Origin of the sequence: Ruminococcus sp. OA3 (genome assembly GCF_022440845.1) — a bacterium.
Classification (GTDB): domain Bacteria; phylum Bacillota; class Clostridia; order Lachnospirales; family Lachnospiraceae; genus Ruminococcus_G.
The window spans coordinates 539,967-558,812 of record NZ_JAKNTO010000001.1; the positions used below are offsets into that span (position 1 = coordinate 539,967).

Genomic DNA, 18,846 nt, shown 5'->3' on the forward strand with positions numbered 1-18,846 from the left:
TCTATAGTTTTTGTTTGTATTTTATGTGACGTCCCACCTAATACCATTGTTGCACCGCATCACTACCGCTCAAAGCGGCTGCGCAGAATCCGGCTGCGCTTTTCGCTGGGTGTCTCCCCACGAAGCTTTTTGTACGTTTTGTTAAAATATGACAGGCTTTTGAATCCCACCTGCAGCGCGATCTCCGTGATGGAGATATCCATATCCACCATCAGCTCCTCAGCTCTTTTGCAGCGGTACTGATTCAGGTACTCCACAAATGTCATGCCCGTCATCCGCTTAAAAAATCTGCAAAAATAATTTTTTGTCAGGTTCACATGTCTGGAAATCTCATCCACCGGGATATCATTGGCGCTATGTACTTCCACATAGGCAAATACGTCCTGCAGCCGTTTTGCCAGATTCTGTTCATGCCCCGGCTGTTCCAGATAATCCCCCCGCGCCTCTGTGTACGCCATAATCTGTGCAAACACACTGAAGATTTCAGCGATCATTCCGATCTGCGCTGCTTTTTCACCGTTTTTTCCATACTCAAAAGCACTGCTGATCGTCTTTCTCAGTTCCATTGTTTCCCCGTCTTCCGCCTTTAGGAATTTGTCTCCATCTGCCGGCATATACTGCTGCAGGTTCACATCAAAACTGTTCAACAGCGTCGGCTCTGCCTGTATCACATAATAGTACGCTTCTTTTCCACTAAACGCATGAACATCATAAGAATTCAGAACCACAATACTGTTTTCTTTCATCTGATGACTATCACCATTTACGACAACCTGTATTTCCCCGGAAATAATACACAAGATCTCAATCGCTTTATGCATATGAGGCAGAATATCATCTCCATCCACCCGCTCATCCAGAAACATCCGGACCGGAAACTGCAGGGTTTCAAATTTTCCTTCTTCTGTAATAGGCTCGTTTTTTGCAAAGGCTGCCCGCCCGTGTACGGCCTCAAACCGATAACCATTTATATTCACCATGACCTCCTACATTTACAGGAATCCCGGAACATTCCAGTATATTTACGGCCTTATCAATGACGTCCTGTGTGGGAAGTACAGCCTCTTCATACTCATATGTTTTATCAAGACTGTGCCATTTGCTCTGCCCCATCTGGTGAAATGGGAGCACATGTATTTCTTTTGCCCTGTGCCAGAGGGCCAGTCTGACGGTTTCCTTTATATTTTCCTCCGTGTCGTTCACTCCCGGAATCAGTGCAATGCGGATGATAATATTCTTTCCCTGATCAGCAGCACTTTGCAGATTATCCAATATCACCTTATTTTCAAATCCGGTATACTTTTTATGTATCTGAGCATCTGTGTGCTTTACATCATACAGCAGTAAGTCACAATCCTTTATGACCTTCTTAAAAATTTCCGGACTGCACATGCCGCAGGTTTCCATCGCGGTATTGATGCCCTCTGCCTTCACCGCTTTCAGCAGCCGGGCAACAAATTCAGGCTGCATGGTTGGTTCTCCGCCGCTTACCGTAAGGCCCCCGCCGGTATTCTTGTAAAACACCCGGTCTGCCAGCACCATCTCCAAAACCTCATCAAACAGCATCATCTTTCCCACCAGTTTTCTGGCTTCCGGTCCGCACAGATCTGCACATTTTCCACAGGCAATACATTGATCCCTGTCATATATCAGACCTCGTTCCGTCAGTTTGATTGCGCCTTTCGGGCATATCCCGATACATTTCCCGCACCCCTGGCAGACATCAGATGAAATCATAAGCTCCGGATTCGGGCTCTGCGTCTCCGGATTCTGACACCATTTACAGCGCATAGGACATCCTTTAAAAAATACAATGCTGCGAATCCCCGGACCGTCATGAACAGAAAATTTCTGAATATCTGTGATACAGGCCATGTCTTTTTGATTGTATGTTCTTATTTCGTTCATAATCATATTTCCTTGTCCCGTTTTATTTTAAAACAATTCTATCTTTTGTTGAGTCAATTATAATACACTTCTTTTCCCACTGGATAGTGCTTATATTAGCTTCCAATAATACAATATTAGCTTTTTATCTTTACAAAATTATCATTGTACTTTTTCAGGTCCAACGTCTTTACTGTATTTATGCATAATTTACACCTCATTTTTCCTGATTTTTGGGGATATTTTCTATTAATACCCCGTATTTTTATATTCTGAATTTGTTTCCGTTGCCTTTTCTGTTTTTGTCATTGCTCTTTTCAAATTAAAAATTATCTTTTTTGCTTATTTTTCATCAGGATAATTTTGTACTATACAAAGCTAATTTATGCCTTGTGCTGATACGGCATTTTCTACATGATAGAGATATCAATAAATTATGAATAATAAAAACGGAGGTAGCAAAACTATGAAAATGATTGTTTGCGGACAGAAAACGGATGCAGCAAGCGGCAGAACCATCGACGTATTAAACCCTGTGACACATGAAGTCATCGACACCGTTCCCAGCGCAACCAGCGAGGATGTTGACCGGGCGTTGGCTTACGCTCAGGAGGGCGCCGTCATCTGGGGATCGAAAACAGCCGAAGAACGTGCTGCTGTTTTATTTAAAGCTGCCGATGCTTTGATGGAAGAACAGGCGAACATCGCTAAATTACTCACGGCCGAAACAGGCAAACCGTATCAGCAGTCTCTGGGCTGCGTGGACCTGGCATCTCAGTTATTTCGCGGATATGCAGAACAGGCAAAATACATGTACGGTCATGTGCTGCCCGGAACGGAGGATTTCATAACGGTCAATTATGAGCCGCTGGGTGTGGTCGCATGCATTAATCCGTTTAACTTTCCCATTGAAATGTACGGGCATAAGGCAGGCCCTGCCCTGGCAGCCGGAAATGCCGTCCTCGTCAAACCGGCGTCTGACACACCGCTTGCCACCATATATATGACAGAAGTGCTTCTGGGAAGCGGAATACCCTCCGGTGCACTGCAGGTTATTACCGGAAGCGGCGGGACTGTAGGACGGGCAATCGCGGATTCTCCCCGTGTCAATGCGATCAGCCTCACAGGCAGCACCGCCGTTGGGATTGATATTATGGAGCACGCCGCGAAAAACATGACCCGTACTTTTATGGAACTGGGCGGCAATGACGGCGTCATTATTTTCGAGGACGCCGATCTGGATCTTGCCGTGGAAGAAGCCGTCGCCGGGCGTATCTACAACTGCGGACAGGTCTGCTGTGCTCCAAAACGCTATATTGTACAGAACAGTATCTATGACGAATTTGTGGAAAAGCTGTCCCTTCGGGTCTCCAGGCTGAACATTGGTGATCCCTGCGATCCCGCCTCTGACCTCAGCTGCCTCATCAGCGAAAAAGCCGCTAAGGATGTGGAAGCCCAGGTAGATGAAATTATTGCTGCAGGTGCTTCCTGTATCTGCGGAGGAAAACGTTTTGACAGTACCTTTTATCCCCCGACTATTTTAACCGGAGTAACCAGGGATATGGATGTGGCAAAAGATATGGAAATCTTTGGACCGGTATTTCCGGTGATTGGATTTGATACCGAAATGGAGGCGCTCGATATTTTAAATCAGTCCTCATACGGACTGTCAAGCGGCGTGATTACTAAGGATATGACACGCGCGCTCCGGGTTGCAAAACAAATGAATGCAGGCGGAGCTGTGATCAACGGAACCGGTATGTTCCGGACCATTCATATGCCTTTCGGCGGTCATAAGATGAGCGGAATCGGGACAGAGGGACTTTTAGAGACTTTAAAAGAAATGATGCGGACAAAATCAATCGTATTTAAAGGGATACAGAAATAACGGATATGAACAGTCTCAATATTGCAATCATTGGCTATGGCAATATCGCTCCTCTTTACATCCAAAACATACGTCAATATTTTCATACATTAAATATTTGGGGCGTATTTGGACGTCAGCATGACAAAGCGCTTAAATTTGCCAGGGACTTCTCTATCCCTCACGTATACAACACGTATGACGCTTTATTAAATGATAAGCATGTTGATATTGTACTAAATCTGACTGCACCCGCTGCTCATTATGAGTATACGAGACAGGCACTGGAAAGAAGAAAGCATGTCTATAGCGAAAAACCATTGGCGCTTTCGCACAGTCAGTCACTTGAGCTGTTAAATCTCGCAGTCAAAAAGCAGGTACTTCTTTACTGTGCCCCCGATACTGTATTAGGTGAGGGTGCCAAAAGCGGTGCCCGGTATATTGAAGAGGGAATCATCGGAACAGTATTTGGCTTCCGCGCCCACCTTGCCAAAAGAGGAGTAGAAAACTGGCATCCCAACCCCCGCTTTCTTTTTAAAGATGGCGGCGGACCGTTAATGGATATGGGACCATATTATCTGTCATCGCTTATCAAACTCTTTGGTCCCGTACATAAAGCAGCAGGCATGAGTCTTACACCCATGCCTGCAAAGACAATCTCCAGAGGTCCCCTGCAGGGACAGGTGATCTCTGTTGAAACTCCTACTTATATCACTGCATTACTGGAATTTAAAAGCCATATACTCGGAATGCTCCTGACTTCCTTCGATGTACATTCCTCACACTCTTCTCATATCGAAGTCTACGGTACAACCGGAACATTATTTCTTCCGGATCCAGATACGTTCGGCGGGCCTGTTCTTTTATACAGAGACGGAGCTCCCGGTATCGAACTGCCCTTACTGTTTAAAAATAACGGAAACTGCAGAGGGCTTGGGATATCTGTCATGTCAGAAAATATTTTATCCGGCAGCTATTCCTACGAAAATGCCAAAACCGCAGTTCATGTTATGGAAGTAATTGATGCAATCAAAAATACTCAGTCTGAAGCATCTCTCCTGAAAACCAATACTTAATCAATTCTCTCCGTCTCCTTTACACAACAGAAAAACCCCGGAAACCTTACGGTTCCGGGGCATCTTACGCTTGGACACAATGTACCTTTCGGTACTCTATATTTATATAAGGTAGTTCTTTTCGCTTTGCTCAAAGAACGGCTTTCTCACTAAATTCGTGCTATGCACTTATTAAGTGTTCAATGCCTACTCGATGATTGAAGCAACACGACCTGAACCTACAGTACGTCCACCCTCACGGATAGCGAATGTAAGACCCTGATCCATAGCGATCGGGTGAATCAGTTCGATTGTCATTTCTACGTTATCACCAGGCATGCACATTTCTGTACCTTCCGGCAGAGAGATAACTCCAGTAACATCAGTTGTACGGAAGTAGAACTGAGGTCTGTAGTTGTTGAAGAATGGAGTATGACGTCCACCTTCATCTTTTGTCAGAACGTAAACCTGAGCTGTAAATTTTGTATGGCATTTGATGGAACCCGGTTTAGCAAGAACCTGTCCTCTTTCGATTTCAGTTCTCTGAACACCACGCAGAAGAGCACCGATGTTATCACCAGCCTGAGCCTCATCTAACAGTTTACGGAACATTTCGATTCCAGTTACAACAACTTTACGTGTTTCTTCTTTGATACCAACGATTTCAACTTCTTCAGATACGTGAAGAACACCAGCCTCAACTCTACCAGTTGCAACTGTACCACGGCCAGTGATAGAGAAAACATCCTCTACAGGCATGATAAACGGTTTGTCTGTGTCACGCTGAGGATCCGGAATCCAGCTGTCAACAGCAGCCATCAGTTCCATAACCTTGTCGCCCCATTCTCCATTCGGATCTTCAAGAGCTTTCAGAGCGGAACCCTGGATAATCGGAGTATCATCGCCCGGGAACTCATACTCGCTGAGCAGTTCACGGATCTCCATGTCTACCAGTTCCAGAAGTTCTTCATCGTCTACCATATCACATTTATTCATGAATACAACGATATAAGGAACGCCTACCTGACGGGACAGAAGGATATGCTCTTTTGTCTGAGCCATAACACCATCTGTTGCAGCTACTACAAGGATAGCGCCGTCCATCTGAGCTGCACCTGTGATCATGTTCTTAACGTAGTCAGCATGACCTGGGCAGTCAACATGTGCGTAATGACGATTTTCAGTTTCATACTCAACGTGAGCTGTTGAGATTGTGATACCACGCTCTCTCTCTTCCGGAGCTTTATCAATATTTTCGAAATCTGTTGCTGTGTTACCTTCTACTCTTGCTGCAAGAGTTTTAGTAATAGCAGCTGTCAGAGTTGTTTTACCATGGTCAACGTGTCCGATGGTACCAATGTTACAATGCGGTTTTGTTCTTTCAAATTTAGCTTTAGCCATTTTGAATGTCCTCCTTATAAAACATGCGCCCTGTGGGCCTTTTCTTTTTTCGTTTCAAACGAGACCTACTATTCTTGATTATATTGCAAATCAGAACTATTTGCAAGTCTAATTTTATTATTTACTTTTCGCAGAAAGTACTTTTTCCTGAACGGATTTCGGTACCGGCTCATATCTGTCAAAGAACATGGAATAGTTACCACGACCCTGCGTTCTGGAACGAAGGTCTGTGGAGTAGCCGAACATTTCTGCCAGCGGAACAAACCCACGGATCATCTTTCCGCCACCGATATCATCCATACCTTCGATACGTCCTCGACGTGAATTGATATCACCGATAACGTCTCCCATGTAATCCTCCGGAGTTGTTACTTCCACTCGCATGATCGGCTCAAGCAGAGTCGGTGCGGATTTAGCCATCGCATCTTTAAATGCAAGAGAACCTGCGATATGGAATGCCATTTCGGATGAATCGACTTCATGGTAAGATCCGTCGTATACATTTGCGTGTACACCGACTACCGGGAATCCACCAAGGATACCAGCCTTCATAGCTTCTTCAATACCTTCGCCTACAGCAGGGATATATTCCTTCGGAATAGCACCGCCGACAACGGAAGTTTCAAACTTGAAGGTTTCTTCTGCATTTGCATCCATTGGCTCAAATTTAACTTTACAGTGACCGTACTGTCCACGACCACCGGACTGTTTCGCATACTTACTGTCAACATCTACTGCTTTTGTAAATGTCTCTTTATAAGCAACCTGCGGAGCACCGACATTCGCCTCTACCTTAAATTCACGCAGAAGTCTGTCAACAATGATCTCCAGATGGAGCTCACCCATACCCGCGATGATTGTCTGTCCTGTTTCCTGATTTGTGTGAGCACGGAATGTCGGATCTTCTTCAGCAAGTTTTGCCAGAGATTCACCAAGTTTACCCTGTCCTGCTTTCGTCTTAGGCTCAATCGCCAGCTCGATAACAGGTTCCGGGAATTCCATGGACTCAAGAATAACCGGATGCTGTTCATCACAGATCGTATCACCTGTACCCGTTACTTTGAATCCGATCGCAGCTGCAATATCACCGGAGTAAACTTTCTCAAGCTCTTCTCTCTTGTTCGCATGCATCTGCAGGATACGTCCAACACGTTCTTTTTTATCTTTTGTTGAGTTATATACATAGGAACCGGAATTGATACTTCCTGAGTAAACTCTGAAGTATGCCAGTTTACCAACAAACGGGTCTGTCATAATTTTAAATGCCAGAGCTGAAAACGGTTCGTCGTCAGAAGAATGTCTCTCAGTCTCATTGCCATCCATATCCACACCTTTGATAGACGGGATATCAAGCGGAGACGGCATAAATTCAATAACTGCATCCAGAAGTTTCTGAACACCTTTATTTCTGTAAGCAGTACCACAGCAGACAGGAACAGCTGCACACTCGCAGGTCCCTTTTCTCAGTGCTGCTTTCAGCGCGTCAACAGAAGGTTCATCACCTTCCAGATATTCCATCATCAGATCGTCATCAAGCTCACAGATCTTCTCTACCAGTTCTGTATGATACAGCTCTGCGTCATCCTTCATATCTTCCGGAATATCTACGATGGAGATATCATCACCCTTGTCATCATTGTAAATATAGGCTTTCATCTCAAACAGATCGATGATTCCTTTGAAGTCATCTTCTTTACCGATCGGAAGCTGAAGGCAGATCGCATTCTTGCCCAATCTGGTTTTGATCTGTTCTACTGCATTGTAGAAGTCTGCACCCAGAATATCCATTTTGTTGATAAATGCCATTCTAGGTACGTTGTATGTGTCAGCCTGACGCCATACGTTTTCTGACTGAGGCTCAACACCACCCTTTGCACAGAACACACCAACAGCGCCGTCCAGTACACGGAGTGAACGCTCAACCTCTACTGTAAAGTCTACGTGGCCTGGTGTATCAATAATATTGATACGATGTTCCAGAGCACCCGGCTTTTCCTTGCAGTTTTCCTGCAAAGTCCAGTGACAGGTTGTAGCGGCTGAAGTAATTGTGATACCACGCTCCTGCTCCTGAGCCATCCAGTCCATGGTAGCAGTTCCTTCGTGGGTATCTCCAATTTTATAGTTAACACCGGTATAATATAAGATACGCTCAGTTGTTGTTGTCTTACCAGCATCAATATGAGCCATAATACCAATGTTTCTGGTTCTCTCTAATGGATATTCTCTTCCAGCCATTGGATTTCCTCCTAGAATCTGTAATGAGCAAATGCTTTATTAGCTTCTGCCATCTTATGCATGTCTTCTTTCTTCTTAACGGATGCTCCTGTATTGTTCATTGCATCCATAAGCTCATTTGCCAGTCTTTCTTCCATTGTCTTCTCGCCTCTTTTGCGTGAATACATTGTCAGCCAGCGAAGAGCCAGTGCCTGACGTCTGTCCGGTCTTACTTCGATCGGTACCTGGTACGTAGCACCACCGATACGTCTAGCCTTTACTTCCAGTACAGGCATGATATTGTTCATTGCTTCCTCAAATACTTCTACCGCCGGTTTCCCAGCTTTTTCTTCAATTCTTGTAAATGCGCCGTATACAATCTTCTGAGCTACACCCTTCTTACCATCTAACATGATGTTGTTGATAAGTTTTGTAACTACCTTGTTGTTGTACAGCGGATCTGCCAAGACGTCTCTTTTTTGAGTATGTCCTTTACGTGGCACGTTACTTCCCTCCTTAATCATTACCGCCTGCTGTATTCCACAGCGGGCTGATCGACTTCGATTAAATCATAGGTACTCACATGATATCAGGCTGCAGTTACGTTCCGATATCGACTATGTGTTCGCACTGGTAAATTCCATCTATTTCCCCGCAGCCGACAGGGCTTAGGAATGACCGTACAAAATATAGTGTCCTTGTGATACTTCTATAATATAATATATTTACTTTTTAGGTCTCTTAGCTCCGTATTTGGAACGAGCCTGTCTTCTGTTAGCAACACCTGCTGTATCAAGTGTACCTCTGACGATATGATATCTGGTACCTGGTAAGTCTTTTACTCTACCACCACGAATCAGAACTACACTATGTTCCTGTAAATTGTGACCTTCTCCAGGGATATAGCTTGTTACTTCAATTCCGTTGGAAAGACGTACTCTGGCGATTTTTCTAAGCGCTGAGTTAGGCTTTTTCGGTGTAGCTGTTTTTACAGCTGTACACACACCTCTCTTCTGCGGTGAGGACATATCGCTTGTCTTTTTCTTCAGAGAGTTAAAACTTTTCTGAAGTGCCGGTGCAGTAGACTTCTTTACTGATGTCTGACGGCCTTTTCTTACTAACTGATTAAATGTTGGCATTCCATTTCACCTCCTGTAGATTCCTCCGCATATTGCGGGTTTTCTGCGGCTGCTTTATTAACGTAATAATGCACACGAAAACAACTGCTTTTTCATGCACGCTTGAATATTATATCCCGCAGTTCGCCCGATGTCAAGGAAAACCGGAAAAATTCACGTAAAATCAGGGTAAATATTAGCGGTTTAGACGGCATCTTCCCGCCGTCTAAACTGTTAACTGAAATACTTGTCGATCCCGTCGGCGATTCCGCTTACCATCTTTGTCTGCATGGCAGGATCAGCCATGGACGCATCATCCGAAGGATTTGACATATAGCCCATTTCTACGATCGTAACAGGCATGGTGCTCCAGTTAATTCCACTCATCTCGTCAGTGATGTAGACGCCCTGACTTGCAAATCCCGTGGAAGCTGTATAAGTATCAATAATATTTTGTGACAGAGACTGGCTTTTCGAAATCAGGTCCGCTTGCAGAAATGGGTTCCCATCCGATGGCGCCATGGTCAGTGCCCCGCTGACAGAACTGTTCTCTGATCCGTTGGCATGGATCCTCACCAGGATATCCCCTCCGTGCTCCGTTGCTAATTCCGCACGCTCCTTATTGCTGATATTGACGTCGTGGGTCTCCCTGGTCATATAAACAGTATACCCACGATTTACCAGTTCATCCCGCAGCTTCAGAGAAACTGTCAGATTCAATTCATATTCATCCTGCCCGGAAACACAGCCGGAAGTTCCGGACGTCACGCGCGCCTTTGTCGATGATGCACCGGGTCCGATCGGTTCCTGTGAACTGTCGCCGCTTCCCTGATGCCCCGGATCAATGATAACTGTTTTCCCTCCGGATGCAAAAGCTGCCGCTGTCCCCCCTGTCTTAGGCAGCGCGGCTCCCTCTCCCGCAGCTTCCGGACGTTCTGTGGAAATCACTTCATTTGAGATATAATAAGTTTTTCCGCCTTCTTTTATCCGGCTCCACTCAGCCGAGACTCCTGTGCGTACAAACAGCCGGCTCATCGGGGCAGTCGCCAGTATCTCAGCATCCGTTGACGGTTCCCTGCGCAGATTTGCTGTTTGAACCGTCACGAATACCTGATCATCCGTCTCGTCAAATACGACCTGGTTGATCTGCTCTTCACTTCCCGGTTCCACTGTCGGTTCCGGTGTCGCTATCTCTTGCGAACGGTCTTTACCGCTTACCGTTTTCTCCTGCAGCACTTCTTCTACTGCTGCTTTTGCCTTCTGTTCTTTCGCCGCTGCTTTTTTCATGATCAGAAACGAAAATACTGCCAGCACCGCCGCAAGAATCCCCACACATACCATAAGGATAATGACTAATTTTTTATTTTTCATATGAAATATATCTCCTCCGACAGCCTTTCAAAAGAAACAAAGGAGTCCAACCTGGTGTCTTCACCTGTTTTTGGACTCCTTTATCTGTTTTGGACAAAGCTACCTATTATTCTTCATCGCCTGACTCTGATACTTCGATCAGCTCTTCATCAGGTTCATCCGTCTCCATTTCCATAGATCCGTCGTCCAGATCATCAGGAAGCTCTTCAATATCAAAAGTAAAATCGTCATCCAGATCAATCTCATCATCCACTGCCAGGTCTGTATCAAGCTTGATATTACTATATCTCTTCATACCTGTACCGGCAGGAATCAGTTTACCGATGATAACATTTTCTTTCAGACCAATCAGATTATCTGCTTTTCCTTTGATAGCCGCTTCCGTGAGGACTTTTGTCGTCTCCTGGAAAGAAGCAGCGGACAGGAAGGAGTTCGTTGCAAGAGATGCCTTTGTAATACCCAGCATAACCTGCTTCCCTTCTGCCGGCTCTTTGCCGTCAGCAATCATCTGGTCATTCAGTTCTTCAAATTCCAGAACATCTGCAAGTGTTCCCGGAAGAAGTTCCGTATCACCGTTGTTTTCTACACGGATCTTTTTCAGCATCTGCCGAACAATGACTTCGATATGTTTATCATTGATCTCAACACCCTGCAGACGGTATACCCTCTGTACTTCACGGATCATATAATCCTGAACCGCACGTACGCCCTTGATCTTCAGAATATCATGCGGATTGACACTACCTTCTGTCAGTTCATCTCCGGCTTCAAGCATTGCACCGTCCTGAACTTTGATCCTGGACCCATATGGAATCAGATATGTCTTGGAAACACCTTCTTCGTCATCGGTTACGATGATCTCACGTTTCTTCTTCGTATCTTTAATGGCTGCAATACCTTTGATCTCTGTGATGATCGCAAGTCCCTTAGGCTTTCTGGCCTCAAAAAGCTCCTCGACACGCGGAAGACCCTGTGTAATATCACCGCCCGCAACACCGCCGGTGTGGAACGTACGCATCGTAAGCTGTGTACCGGGCTCACCGATAGACTGCGCCGCAATAATCCCTACGGACTCACCCACCTGAACAGTTTCACCCGTTGCCATGTTGGCACCGTAACATTTTGCACATACGCCGATATGTGACTTACAGCTTAAGATTGTACGGATTTTAATCTTGTCAAATTGTTTTCCATTTTCGTCCACGCCGTCCTTCATAATACGGGCAGCGCGTTTCGGTGTGATCATATGGTTTGCCTTAACGATCACATTGCCTTCCTTATCTTTAATCGTCTCACATGAGAAACGTCCTGTGATACGTTCCTGAAGACTCTCGATCTCTTCCTTGCCATCCATGAATCCCTTTACATACATTCCCGGGATTTCACCTTTGTCCTCACAGCAATCAACTTCACGGATGATCAGATCCTGAGAAACATCGACAAGACGTCTCGTCAGGTAACCGGAATCGGCTGTACGCAGTGCGGTATCAGACAGACCTTTACGTGCACCGTGCGCAGACATAAAGTATTCCAGTACGTCCAGACCCTCACGGAAGTTTGATTTAATCGGCAGCTCGATCGTATGACCGGTTGTATCAGCCATCAACCCGCGCATGCCGGCCAGCTGTTTAATCTGCTTATCAGAACCACGGGCTCCGGAGTCTGCCATCATGAAGATGTTGTTATATTTATCCAGACCGCCAAGCAGTGCTTTGGTCAGCGTATCATCTGTTTCTTTCCATGTCTCAACAACCTCTTTGTAACGCTCTTCTTCCGTGATCAGACCACGCTTAAAGTTTCTTGTGATCTTATCAACGGTATCCTGCGCATTCTGGATCAGTTCAGGCTTCTCAGCCGGCACTGTCATGTCAGAAATGGATACTGTCATAGCGGCCCGTGTGGAATACTTGTATCCCATCGCCTTGATATCATCCAGAACCTCAGCGGTTTTCGTAGCGCCGTGTGTATTGATAACCTTCTCCAGAATCTGTTTCAGACCTTTTTTCCCAACATGGAAATCCACTTCCAGAAGAAGTTCATTTCCCGGAATGCTCCTGTCGATAAATCCAAGATCCTGCGGAAGGATTTCATTAAACAGGAAACGTCCCAGCGTAGACTCTACATTGTCATGAATCATCTCACCGTTCGGCAAAGTCTTCTCGCAGCGCACATTGATAATGGACTGCAGCGTGATCGCCCCATTTTCATACGCAAGGATGGCTTCATTTACACTCTTGAAAGATTTTCCCTCACCCCTGGCACCCGGTCTCTCCTGCGTCAGGTAGTAGATACCGAGGACCATATCCTGTGAAGGAACAGCCACCGGACCACCGTCTGATGGTTTCAGAAGGTTATTCGGGGACAACAGAAGGAAACGGCACTCTGCCTGCGCTTCCACAGAAAGCGGAAGATGCACTGCCATCTGGTCACCGTCAAAGTCGGCATTGAATGCCGTACACACGAGGGGATGAAGCTTGATTGCTTTACCCTCGACCAGAATCGGTTCAAATGCCTGGATTCCAAGTCTGTGAAGCGTAGGAGCACGGTTCAGCATAACCGGATGCTCTTTGATGACTTCTTCCAGAACATCCCAGACTTCCGTCTGGAGCTTTTCCACCATTTTTTTTGCATTTTTAATATTGTGAGCCGTCCCGTTTGCAACCAGTTCCTTCATAACGAATGGTTTGAACAGCTCGATTGCCATCTCTTTCGGCAGACCGCACTGATAAATCTTCAGCTCCGGTCCTACGACGATAACAGAACGTCCGGAATAATCCACTCGTTTTCCGAGCAGGTTCTGACGGAAACGTCCGGATTTACCTTTTAACATATCGGACAGAGATTTTAATGCACGGTTACCCGGGCCTGTCACAGGACGTCCGCGGCGGCCGTTATCGATCAGCGCATCCACAGCTTCCTGCAGCATTCGCTTCTCATTTCGTACGATGATGTCAGGAGCGCCCAGCTCCAGGAGTCGTTTCAGGCGGTTGTTTCTGTTAATGATCCTTCTGTACAGATCATTTAAATCGGAGGTCGCAAAACGTCCGCCGTCCAGCTGCACCATCGGACGAAGGTCCGGAGGAATAACCGGAACCACATCCATGATCATCCATTCCGGATGATTTCCGGACTCCCGGAACGCTTCAATGACTTCCAGTCTCTTGATAATACGGGCACGCTTCTGGCCTGTGGATTCCTTCAGCCCTGCTTTCAGTTCTTTGGATTCCTTTTCAAGGTCGATCGCCTGCAGCAGTTCTTTTATGGACTCTGCACCCATGCCCGCACGGAACGTGTTGCCATAAGTTTCACGCGCCTCCTGAAATTCTTTCTCAGTAAGCACCTGTTTATACATCAGCTCTGATGTCCCTTTATCCAGGACAATATAGTTCGCAAAATACAGTACTTTCTCCAGTGTTCTCGGAGACAGGTCCAGGATCAGACCCATACGGGACGGGATCCCCTTGAAGTACCAGATATGAGATACCGGCGCAGCCAGTTCAATGTGGCCCATACGTTCTCTTCGAACGCTGGCCTTTGTCACCTCGACACCACAGCGATCGCAGACAACGCCTTTATAACGAATTTTTTTATATTTACCGCAGTGACATTCCCAGTCTTTGCTCGGTCCGAAGATACGTTCGCAGAACAAACCGTCTTTTTCCGGTTTTAAAGTCCTGTAGTTGATGGTCTCCGGCTTTTTTACTTCACCGCGGGACCAGTCACGAATCTTCTCCGGAGATGCCAGCCCGATTTTGATGGCATCAAAAGTCATCGGTTGGTATGATTCTTTATTTGTTGTTTCTGCCATTTGGTTACCCTCCTACTCTTCGTCAAGAGTTTCTTCCAGGTCAATCATTTCCTCTTCTTCCTCAGGTTCTTCAACATCGATCAACTCTTCTCCTGCGAATTCCTGCTTGGAAAATCCATACTCTCCGTAAGATTCGTCGGAAGAATATCCTCTGTCTCCTTCGATAATGGAACGCAGGTCAGTCTCACCGTAGTCAACGGTCTCCATGATTTCAACTTCCGTCTGATCTTCCTTGAGCACTTTGACATCCAGTCCCAGGGACTGCAGCTCTTTTAACAGAACCTTAAATGATTCCGGAATTCCCGGTTCAGGAATGTTATCGCCTTTTATGATCGCCTCATACGTCTTCACACGTCCGATGACATCATCAGATTTCACCGTCAGGATTTCCTGCAGTGTGTATGATGCACCGTATGCCTCCAGGGCCCAAACCTCCATCTCTCCAAAACGCTGACCGCCGAACTGAGCTTTTCCACCCAGCGGCTGCTGTGTTACGAGAGAATACGGTCCTGTAGAACGTGCATGGATCTTGTCATCTACCAGATGATGGAGCTTCAGATAATGCATATGTCCGATCGTTACCGGACTGTCAAAATATTCTCCGGTTCTTCCATCACGAAGTCTGACTTTTCCATCTCTGGAAATCGGAACTCCTTTCCACAGCTCTCTGTGGGCTTGGTTCTCATTCAGATACTCATAAACCTCCGGAAGCAGCTCGTCTTTGTGCTTATCTGAGAACTCATCCCAGCTTAAGTTAACATAATCGTTCGCCAGATCGAGCGTATCCATGATGTCGTCTTCGTTTGCTCCGTCAAATACCGGAGTCGCAATGTTGAATCCCAGGGCCTTAGCTGCAAGGCTCAGGTGAATCTCCAGTACCTGCCCGATATTCATACGTGATGGTACACCCAGCGGATTCAGTACGATATCCAGAGGGCGTCCGTTTGGCAGAAACGGCATATCTTCTACCGGAAGCACACGGGAAACAACACCCTTGTTACCGTGTCGGCCGGCCATTTTATCACCGACGGAAATCTTTCTCTTCTGCGCAATATAAATGCGGACAGCCTGATTAACACCAGGAGAGAGCTCATCCCCGTTTTCTCTTGTAAACACTTTGGCATCCACAACGATACCGTATTCTCCGTGCGGAACCTTCAGGGAGGTATCACGCACCTCGCGCGCTTTCTCACCAAAAATTGCGCGCAGCAGACGTTCCTCAGCTGTCAGTTCAGTTTCCCCTTTCGGAGTCACCTTTCCAACAAGGATATCACCTGCACGGACCTCCGCACCTATACGGATAATTCCGCGTTCGTCCAGATCTTTCAGCGCATCGTCACCGACACCCGGAACGTCTCTCGTGATCTCTTCCGGTCCAAGCTTCGTGTCTCTGGACTCTGCTTCGTATTCTTCTATATGAATAGACGTGTAGACATCTTCCTGTACGAGCCGTTCGCTGAGCAGTACAGCATCCTCGTAGTTATAACCTTCCCATGTCATAAAACCGATCAGCGGGTTCTTGCCGAGTGCAAGCTCTCCCTGAGAGGTGGACGGACCGTCTGCGACAACCTGGCCTGCCTCTACATGTTCCCCTTTAAACACGATCGGTTTCTGATTATAACAGTTGCTCTGATTGCTTCGTAAGAATTTTGTCAGATGGTACGTCTCTGTGCTGGCATCATCATCGTAACGAATCACGATCTCTTTGGACGTTGAGCGCAGGATCGTTCCTGCTCTTTTGGCCGTCATGCAGACACCGGAGTCAACCGCCGTCTTTGTCTCCATACCAGTTCCAACTACAGGCGCCTCCGTGATCATCAGCGGAACTGCCTGACGCTGCATGTTGGATCCCATCAGCGCACGATTGGCATCATCATTCTGAAGAAACGGAATCAGTGCAGTTGCCACGGAGAATACCATCTTAGGAGATACGTCCATGTAATCAAACATCTGTTTTTCATACTCCTGCGTCTCTTCTCTGTAACGGCCGGATACGTTTTTGTGGATAAAGTATCCATTCTCATCCAGCGGCTCATTCGCCTGTGCAACATGATAATCGTCTTCCTCGTCCGCTGTCATGTAGATTACTTCATCTGTGACGCGCGGATTCTTCGGATCGGTTTTATCGATCTTTCTGTATGGCGCCTCTACAAAACCGTACTCATTGATGCGGGCATAGGATGCCAGTGAGTTGATCAGACCGATGTTCGGACCTTCAGGCGTCTCAATCGGACACATTCTTCCATAATGAGAGTAGTGCACATCTCGAACCTCAAAACCTGCCCTGTCTCGTGACAGACCGCCAGGACCCAGTGCGGACAGACGCCGTTTATGAGTCAGCTCACCCAGAGGATTATTCTGATCCATAAACTGTGACAGCTGTGAAGAGCCGAAGAACTCCTTCACTGCCGCAGTGACCGGTTTAATATTGATCAGGGACTGCGGGGAAATCCCCTCAATGTCCTGTGTTGTCATTCTTTCACGGACGACTCTTTCCAGCCTGGACAGACCGATCCTGTACTGGTTTTGAAGCAGTTCACCGACTGCACGGATTCTTCTGTTTCCGAGGTGGTCGATATCATCATCATTTCCCAGACCGTATTCCAGATGAATATTATAATTGATAGAAGCCAGAATATCTTCCTTGGTGATATGCTTCGGAATAAGATCATGAATCTCTCTCTTAATGGCTTCTTTTATATCGTCAAGACTGTCGTTTTCTTCCAGGATGCGGGACAGCACCGGATAATACACGAGTTCGGTAACCCCTACTTCCTTAGGATCGACATCGACAAAATTCGTAATATCAACCATCATGCTGGACAGCACTTTGACATTACGCTCTTCTGTCTGAATCCACACAAAAGGAACGGCTGCATTCTGGATGGAATCCGCCATTTCTCTTGTCACTTCTGTGCCCTTTTCCGCGATAATCTCGCCGGTCATCGTATCAATGACATCCTCAGCAAGAATATGACCGGTAATACGATTTTTGAGCATCAGTTTTTTATTAAATTTATATCGTCCAACTTTCGCCAGATCATATCTTCTGGGATCGAAGAACATACTCATGATCAGGCTCTCTGCGCTCTCTACAGCGAGCGGTTCGCCCGGTCGGATCTTTTTGTATAACTCAAGCAGGCCCTCCTGATAATTTTCGGAGGTGTCCTTTGTAAAGCTTGCCAGAATCTTCGGTTCCTCACCAAATAATTCTATAATCTCGGCATTGGTGCTCACTCCCAGTGCACGAATCAGTACTGTAATCGGAACCTTTCTGGTCCTGTCTACACGTACATAGAAAATATCGTTGGAATCCGTCTCATACTCAAGCCACGCACCCCTGTTCGGAATAACAGTAGATGAATATAAGGTCTTACCAACTTTGTCATGTGCGATGGCATAGTATATACCAGGGGAACGTACTAACTGGCTGACGATAACACGTTCTGCACCATTGATAACAAAAGTACCTGTCTGCGTCATCAAAGGCAGATCGCCCATGAATATCTCGTGTTCATTAATCTCGTCATTTTCTTTATTATATAAGCGAACTTTTACTTTTAAAGGTGCGGCGTACGTAGCATCTCTTTCTTTGCATTCTTCGATGGAATATTTCACATCATCTTCGCACAATGTAAAATCAACAAACTCCAGGCTCAACTTGTCGCTGTAATCGGTAATCGGAGAGATATCATTAAAAACTTCCTTTAACCCTTCATTCAGGAACCAATTATATGAATCTTTCTGAACCTCGATCAGGTTGGGCATTTCCAGAACTTCCTTTTGTCTCTGGTAACTCATCCGCATACTTTTTCCGGTCGTAATTGGACGTATTCTGTTTTTCTCCATTGACGTTTCACCCCTTGTGTATATAAAATTTATTACCGCACATGCCTCTCACCCAGAAGTAGGCATATCTTGCCATAATAGTGCATTTTTTACTGTATCATATTTAACATACAATGTCAACAATAAATTACATTTCAAATTGTGATTTTCGCCCAACTGTGCTACAATGAACGCATAAGCTACGAACGCGCAGTTTGATGAGAGATGATCGGCTGCTCCGCAGACGCATCAGCTCACAGCAAAATGCATGTGAGTGCAACGAACACCGAGGAAGCT

General features: G+C 46.1%; 11 protein-coding genes. 2 read left to right on the forward strand and 9 right to left on the reverse strand.

Annotated features, from left to right (window positions below):
• Positions 1–62: 62 nt before the first annotated feature.
• Positions 63–980: an AraC family transcriptional regulator gene (locus MCG98_RS02585; RefSeq protein WP_240300313.1), complete on the reverse strand. Its 918-nt coding sequence runs from the start codon at positions 978–980 to the stop codon at positions 63–65.
• A complete protein-coding gene (locus MCG98_RS02590) occupies positions 952–1,908 on the reverse strand; it encodes a glycyl-radical enzyme activating protein (RefSeq protein ID WP_240300314.1) in 957 nt (318 codons plus the stop codon). The genes MCG98_RS02585 and MCG98_RS02590 overlap by 29 nt, the downstream gene beginning before the upstream one ends.
• Positions 1,909–2,353: 445 nt before the next feature.
• Here MCG98_RS02590 and MCG98_RS02595 point away from each other — a divergent pair, with 445 nt between their 5' ends.
• Positions 2,354–3,775 (forward strand): aldehyde dehydrogenase family protein, encoded by a 1,422-nt coding sequence (locus MCG98_RS02595; RefSeq protein WP_240300315.1) that lies wholly within the window; start codon positions 2,354–2,356, stop codon positions 3,773–3,775.
• A gap of 5 nt (positions 3,776–3,780) precedes the next feature.
• Positions 3,781–4,830 carry a Gfo/Idh/MocA family oxidoreductase gene (locus MCG98_RS02600; protein WP_240300316.1) on the forward strand — a complete coding sequence of 350 codons (1,050 nt, stop codon included), beginning with the start codon at positions 3,781–3,783 and terminating at the stop codon, positions 4,828–4,830.
• A 186-nt stretch (positions 4,831–5,016) separates the two neighbouring features.
• Here MCG98_RS02600 and tuf read toward each other — a convergent pair whose 3' ends face one another.
• The 7 genes from tuf to MCG98_RS02635 form a co-directional block, all read right to left on the reverse strand.
• A complete protein-coding gene (tuf, locus tag MCG98_RS02605; protein WP_240300317.1) occupies positions 5,017–6,210 on the reverse strand; it encodes an elongation factor Tu in 1,194 nt (397 codons plus the stop codon).
• 117 nt (positions 6,211–6,327) lie between these two features.
• A complete protein-coding gene (gene fusA, locus MCG98_RS02610; protein ID WP_240300318.1) occupies positions 6,328–8,445 on the reverse strand; it encodes an elongation factor G in 2,118 nt (705 codons plus the stop codon).
• Positions 8,446–8,456: 11 nt separating this feature from the next.
• Positions 8,457–8,927 (reverse strand): 30S ribosomal protein S7, encoded by a 471-nt coding sequence (gene rpsG / locus MCG98_RS02615; RefSeq protein WP_240300319.1) that lies wholly within the window; start codon positions 8,925–8,927, stop codon positions 8,457–8,459.
• 222 nt (positions 8,928–9,149) lie between these two features.
• Positions 9,150–9,563, reverse strand: coding sequence for a 30S ribosomal protein S12 (gene rpsL, locus MCG98_RS02620; RefSeq protein WP_028529586.1), 414 nt, complete (start codon positions 9,561–9,563; stop codon positions 9,150–9,152).
• 213 nt (positions 9,564–9,776) lie between these two features.
• Positions 9,777–10,913 carry an N-acetylmuramoyl-L-alanine amidase gene (locus MCG98_RS02625; protein ID WP_240300320.1) on the reverse strand — a complete coding sequence of 379 codons (1,137 nt, stop codon included), beginning with the start codon at positions 10,911–10,913 and terminating at the stop codon, positions 9,777–9,779.
• A gap of 106 nt (positions 10,914–11,019) precedes the next feature.
• Positions 11,020–14,721, reverse strand: coding sequence for a DNA-directed RNA polymerase subunit beta' (gene rpoC, locus MCG98_RS02630; RefSeq protein ID WP_240300321.1), 3,702 nt, complete (start codon positions 14,719–14,721; stop codon positions 11,020–11,022).
• A gap of 12 nt (positions 14,722–14,733) precedes the next feature.
• Positions 14,734–18,570 carry a DNA-directed RNA polymerase subunit beta gene (locus MCG98_RS02635; RefSeq protein WP_240300322.1) on the reverse strand — a complete coding sequence of 1,279 codons (3,837 nt, stop codon included), beginning with the start codon at positions 18,568–18,570 and terminating at the stop codon, positions 14,734–14,736.
• Positions 18,571–18,846 lie beyond the last annotated feature (276 nt).

Coding starts and splice junctions, on each gene's coding strand:
- MCG98_RS02625 (WP_240300320.1), bottom strand. CDS start 10,913: ATGAAAAATAAAAAATTAGTCATTATCCTTATGGTATGTGTGGGGATT.
- MCG98_RS02595 (WP_240300315.1), top strand. CDS start 2,354: ATGAAAATGATTGTTTGCGGACAGAAAACGGATGCAGCAAGCGGCAGA.
- rpsL (WP_028529586.1), bottom strand. CDS start 9,563: ATGCCAACATTTAATCAGTTAGTAAGAAAAGGCCGTCAGACATCAGTA.
- MCG98_RS02585 (WP_240300313.1), bottom strand. CDS start 980: ATGGTGAATATAAATGGTTATCGGTTTGAGGCCGTACACGGGCGGGCA.
- rpoC (WP_240300321.1), bottom strand. CDS start 14,721: ATGGCAGAAACAACAAATAAAGAATCATACCAACCGATGACTTTTGAT.
- tuf (WP_240300317.1), bottom strand. CDS start 6,210: ATGGCTAAAGCTAAATTTGAAAGAACAAAACCGCATTGTAACATTGGT.
- MCG98_RS02600 (WP_240300316.1), top strand. CDS start 3,781: ATGAACAGTCTCAATATTGCAATCATTGGCTATGGCAATATCGCTCCT.
- MCG98_RS02635 (WP_240300322.1), bottom strand. CDS start 18,570: ATGGAGAAAAACAGAATACGTCCAATTACGACCGGAAAAAGTATGCGG.
- fusA (WP_240300318.1), bottom strand. CDS start 8,445: ATGGCTGGAAGAGAATATCCATTAGAGAGAACCAGAAACATTGGTATT.
- MCG98_RS02590 (WP_240300314.1), bottom strand. CDS start 1,908: ATGAACGAAATAAGAACATACAATCAAAAAGACATGGCCTGTATCACA.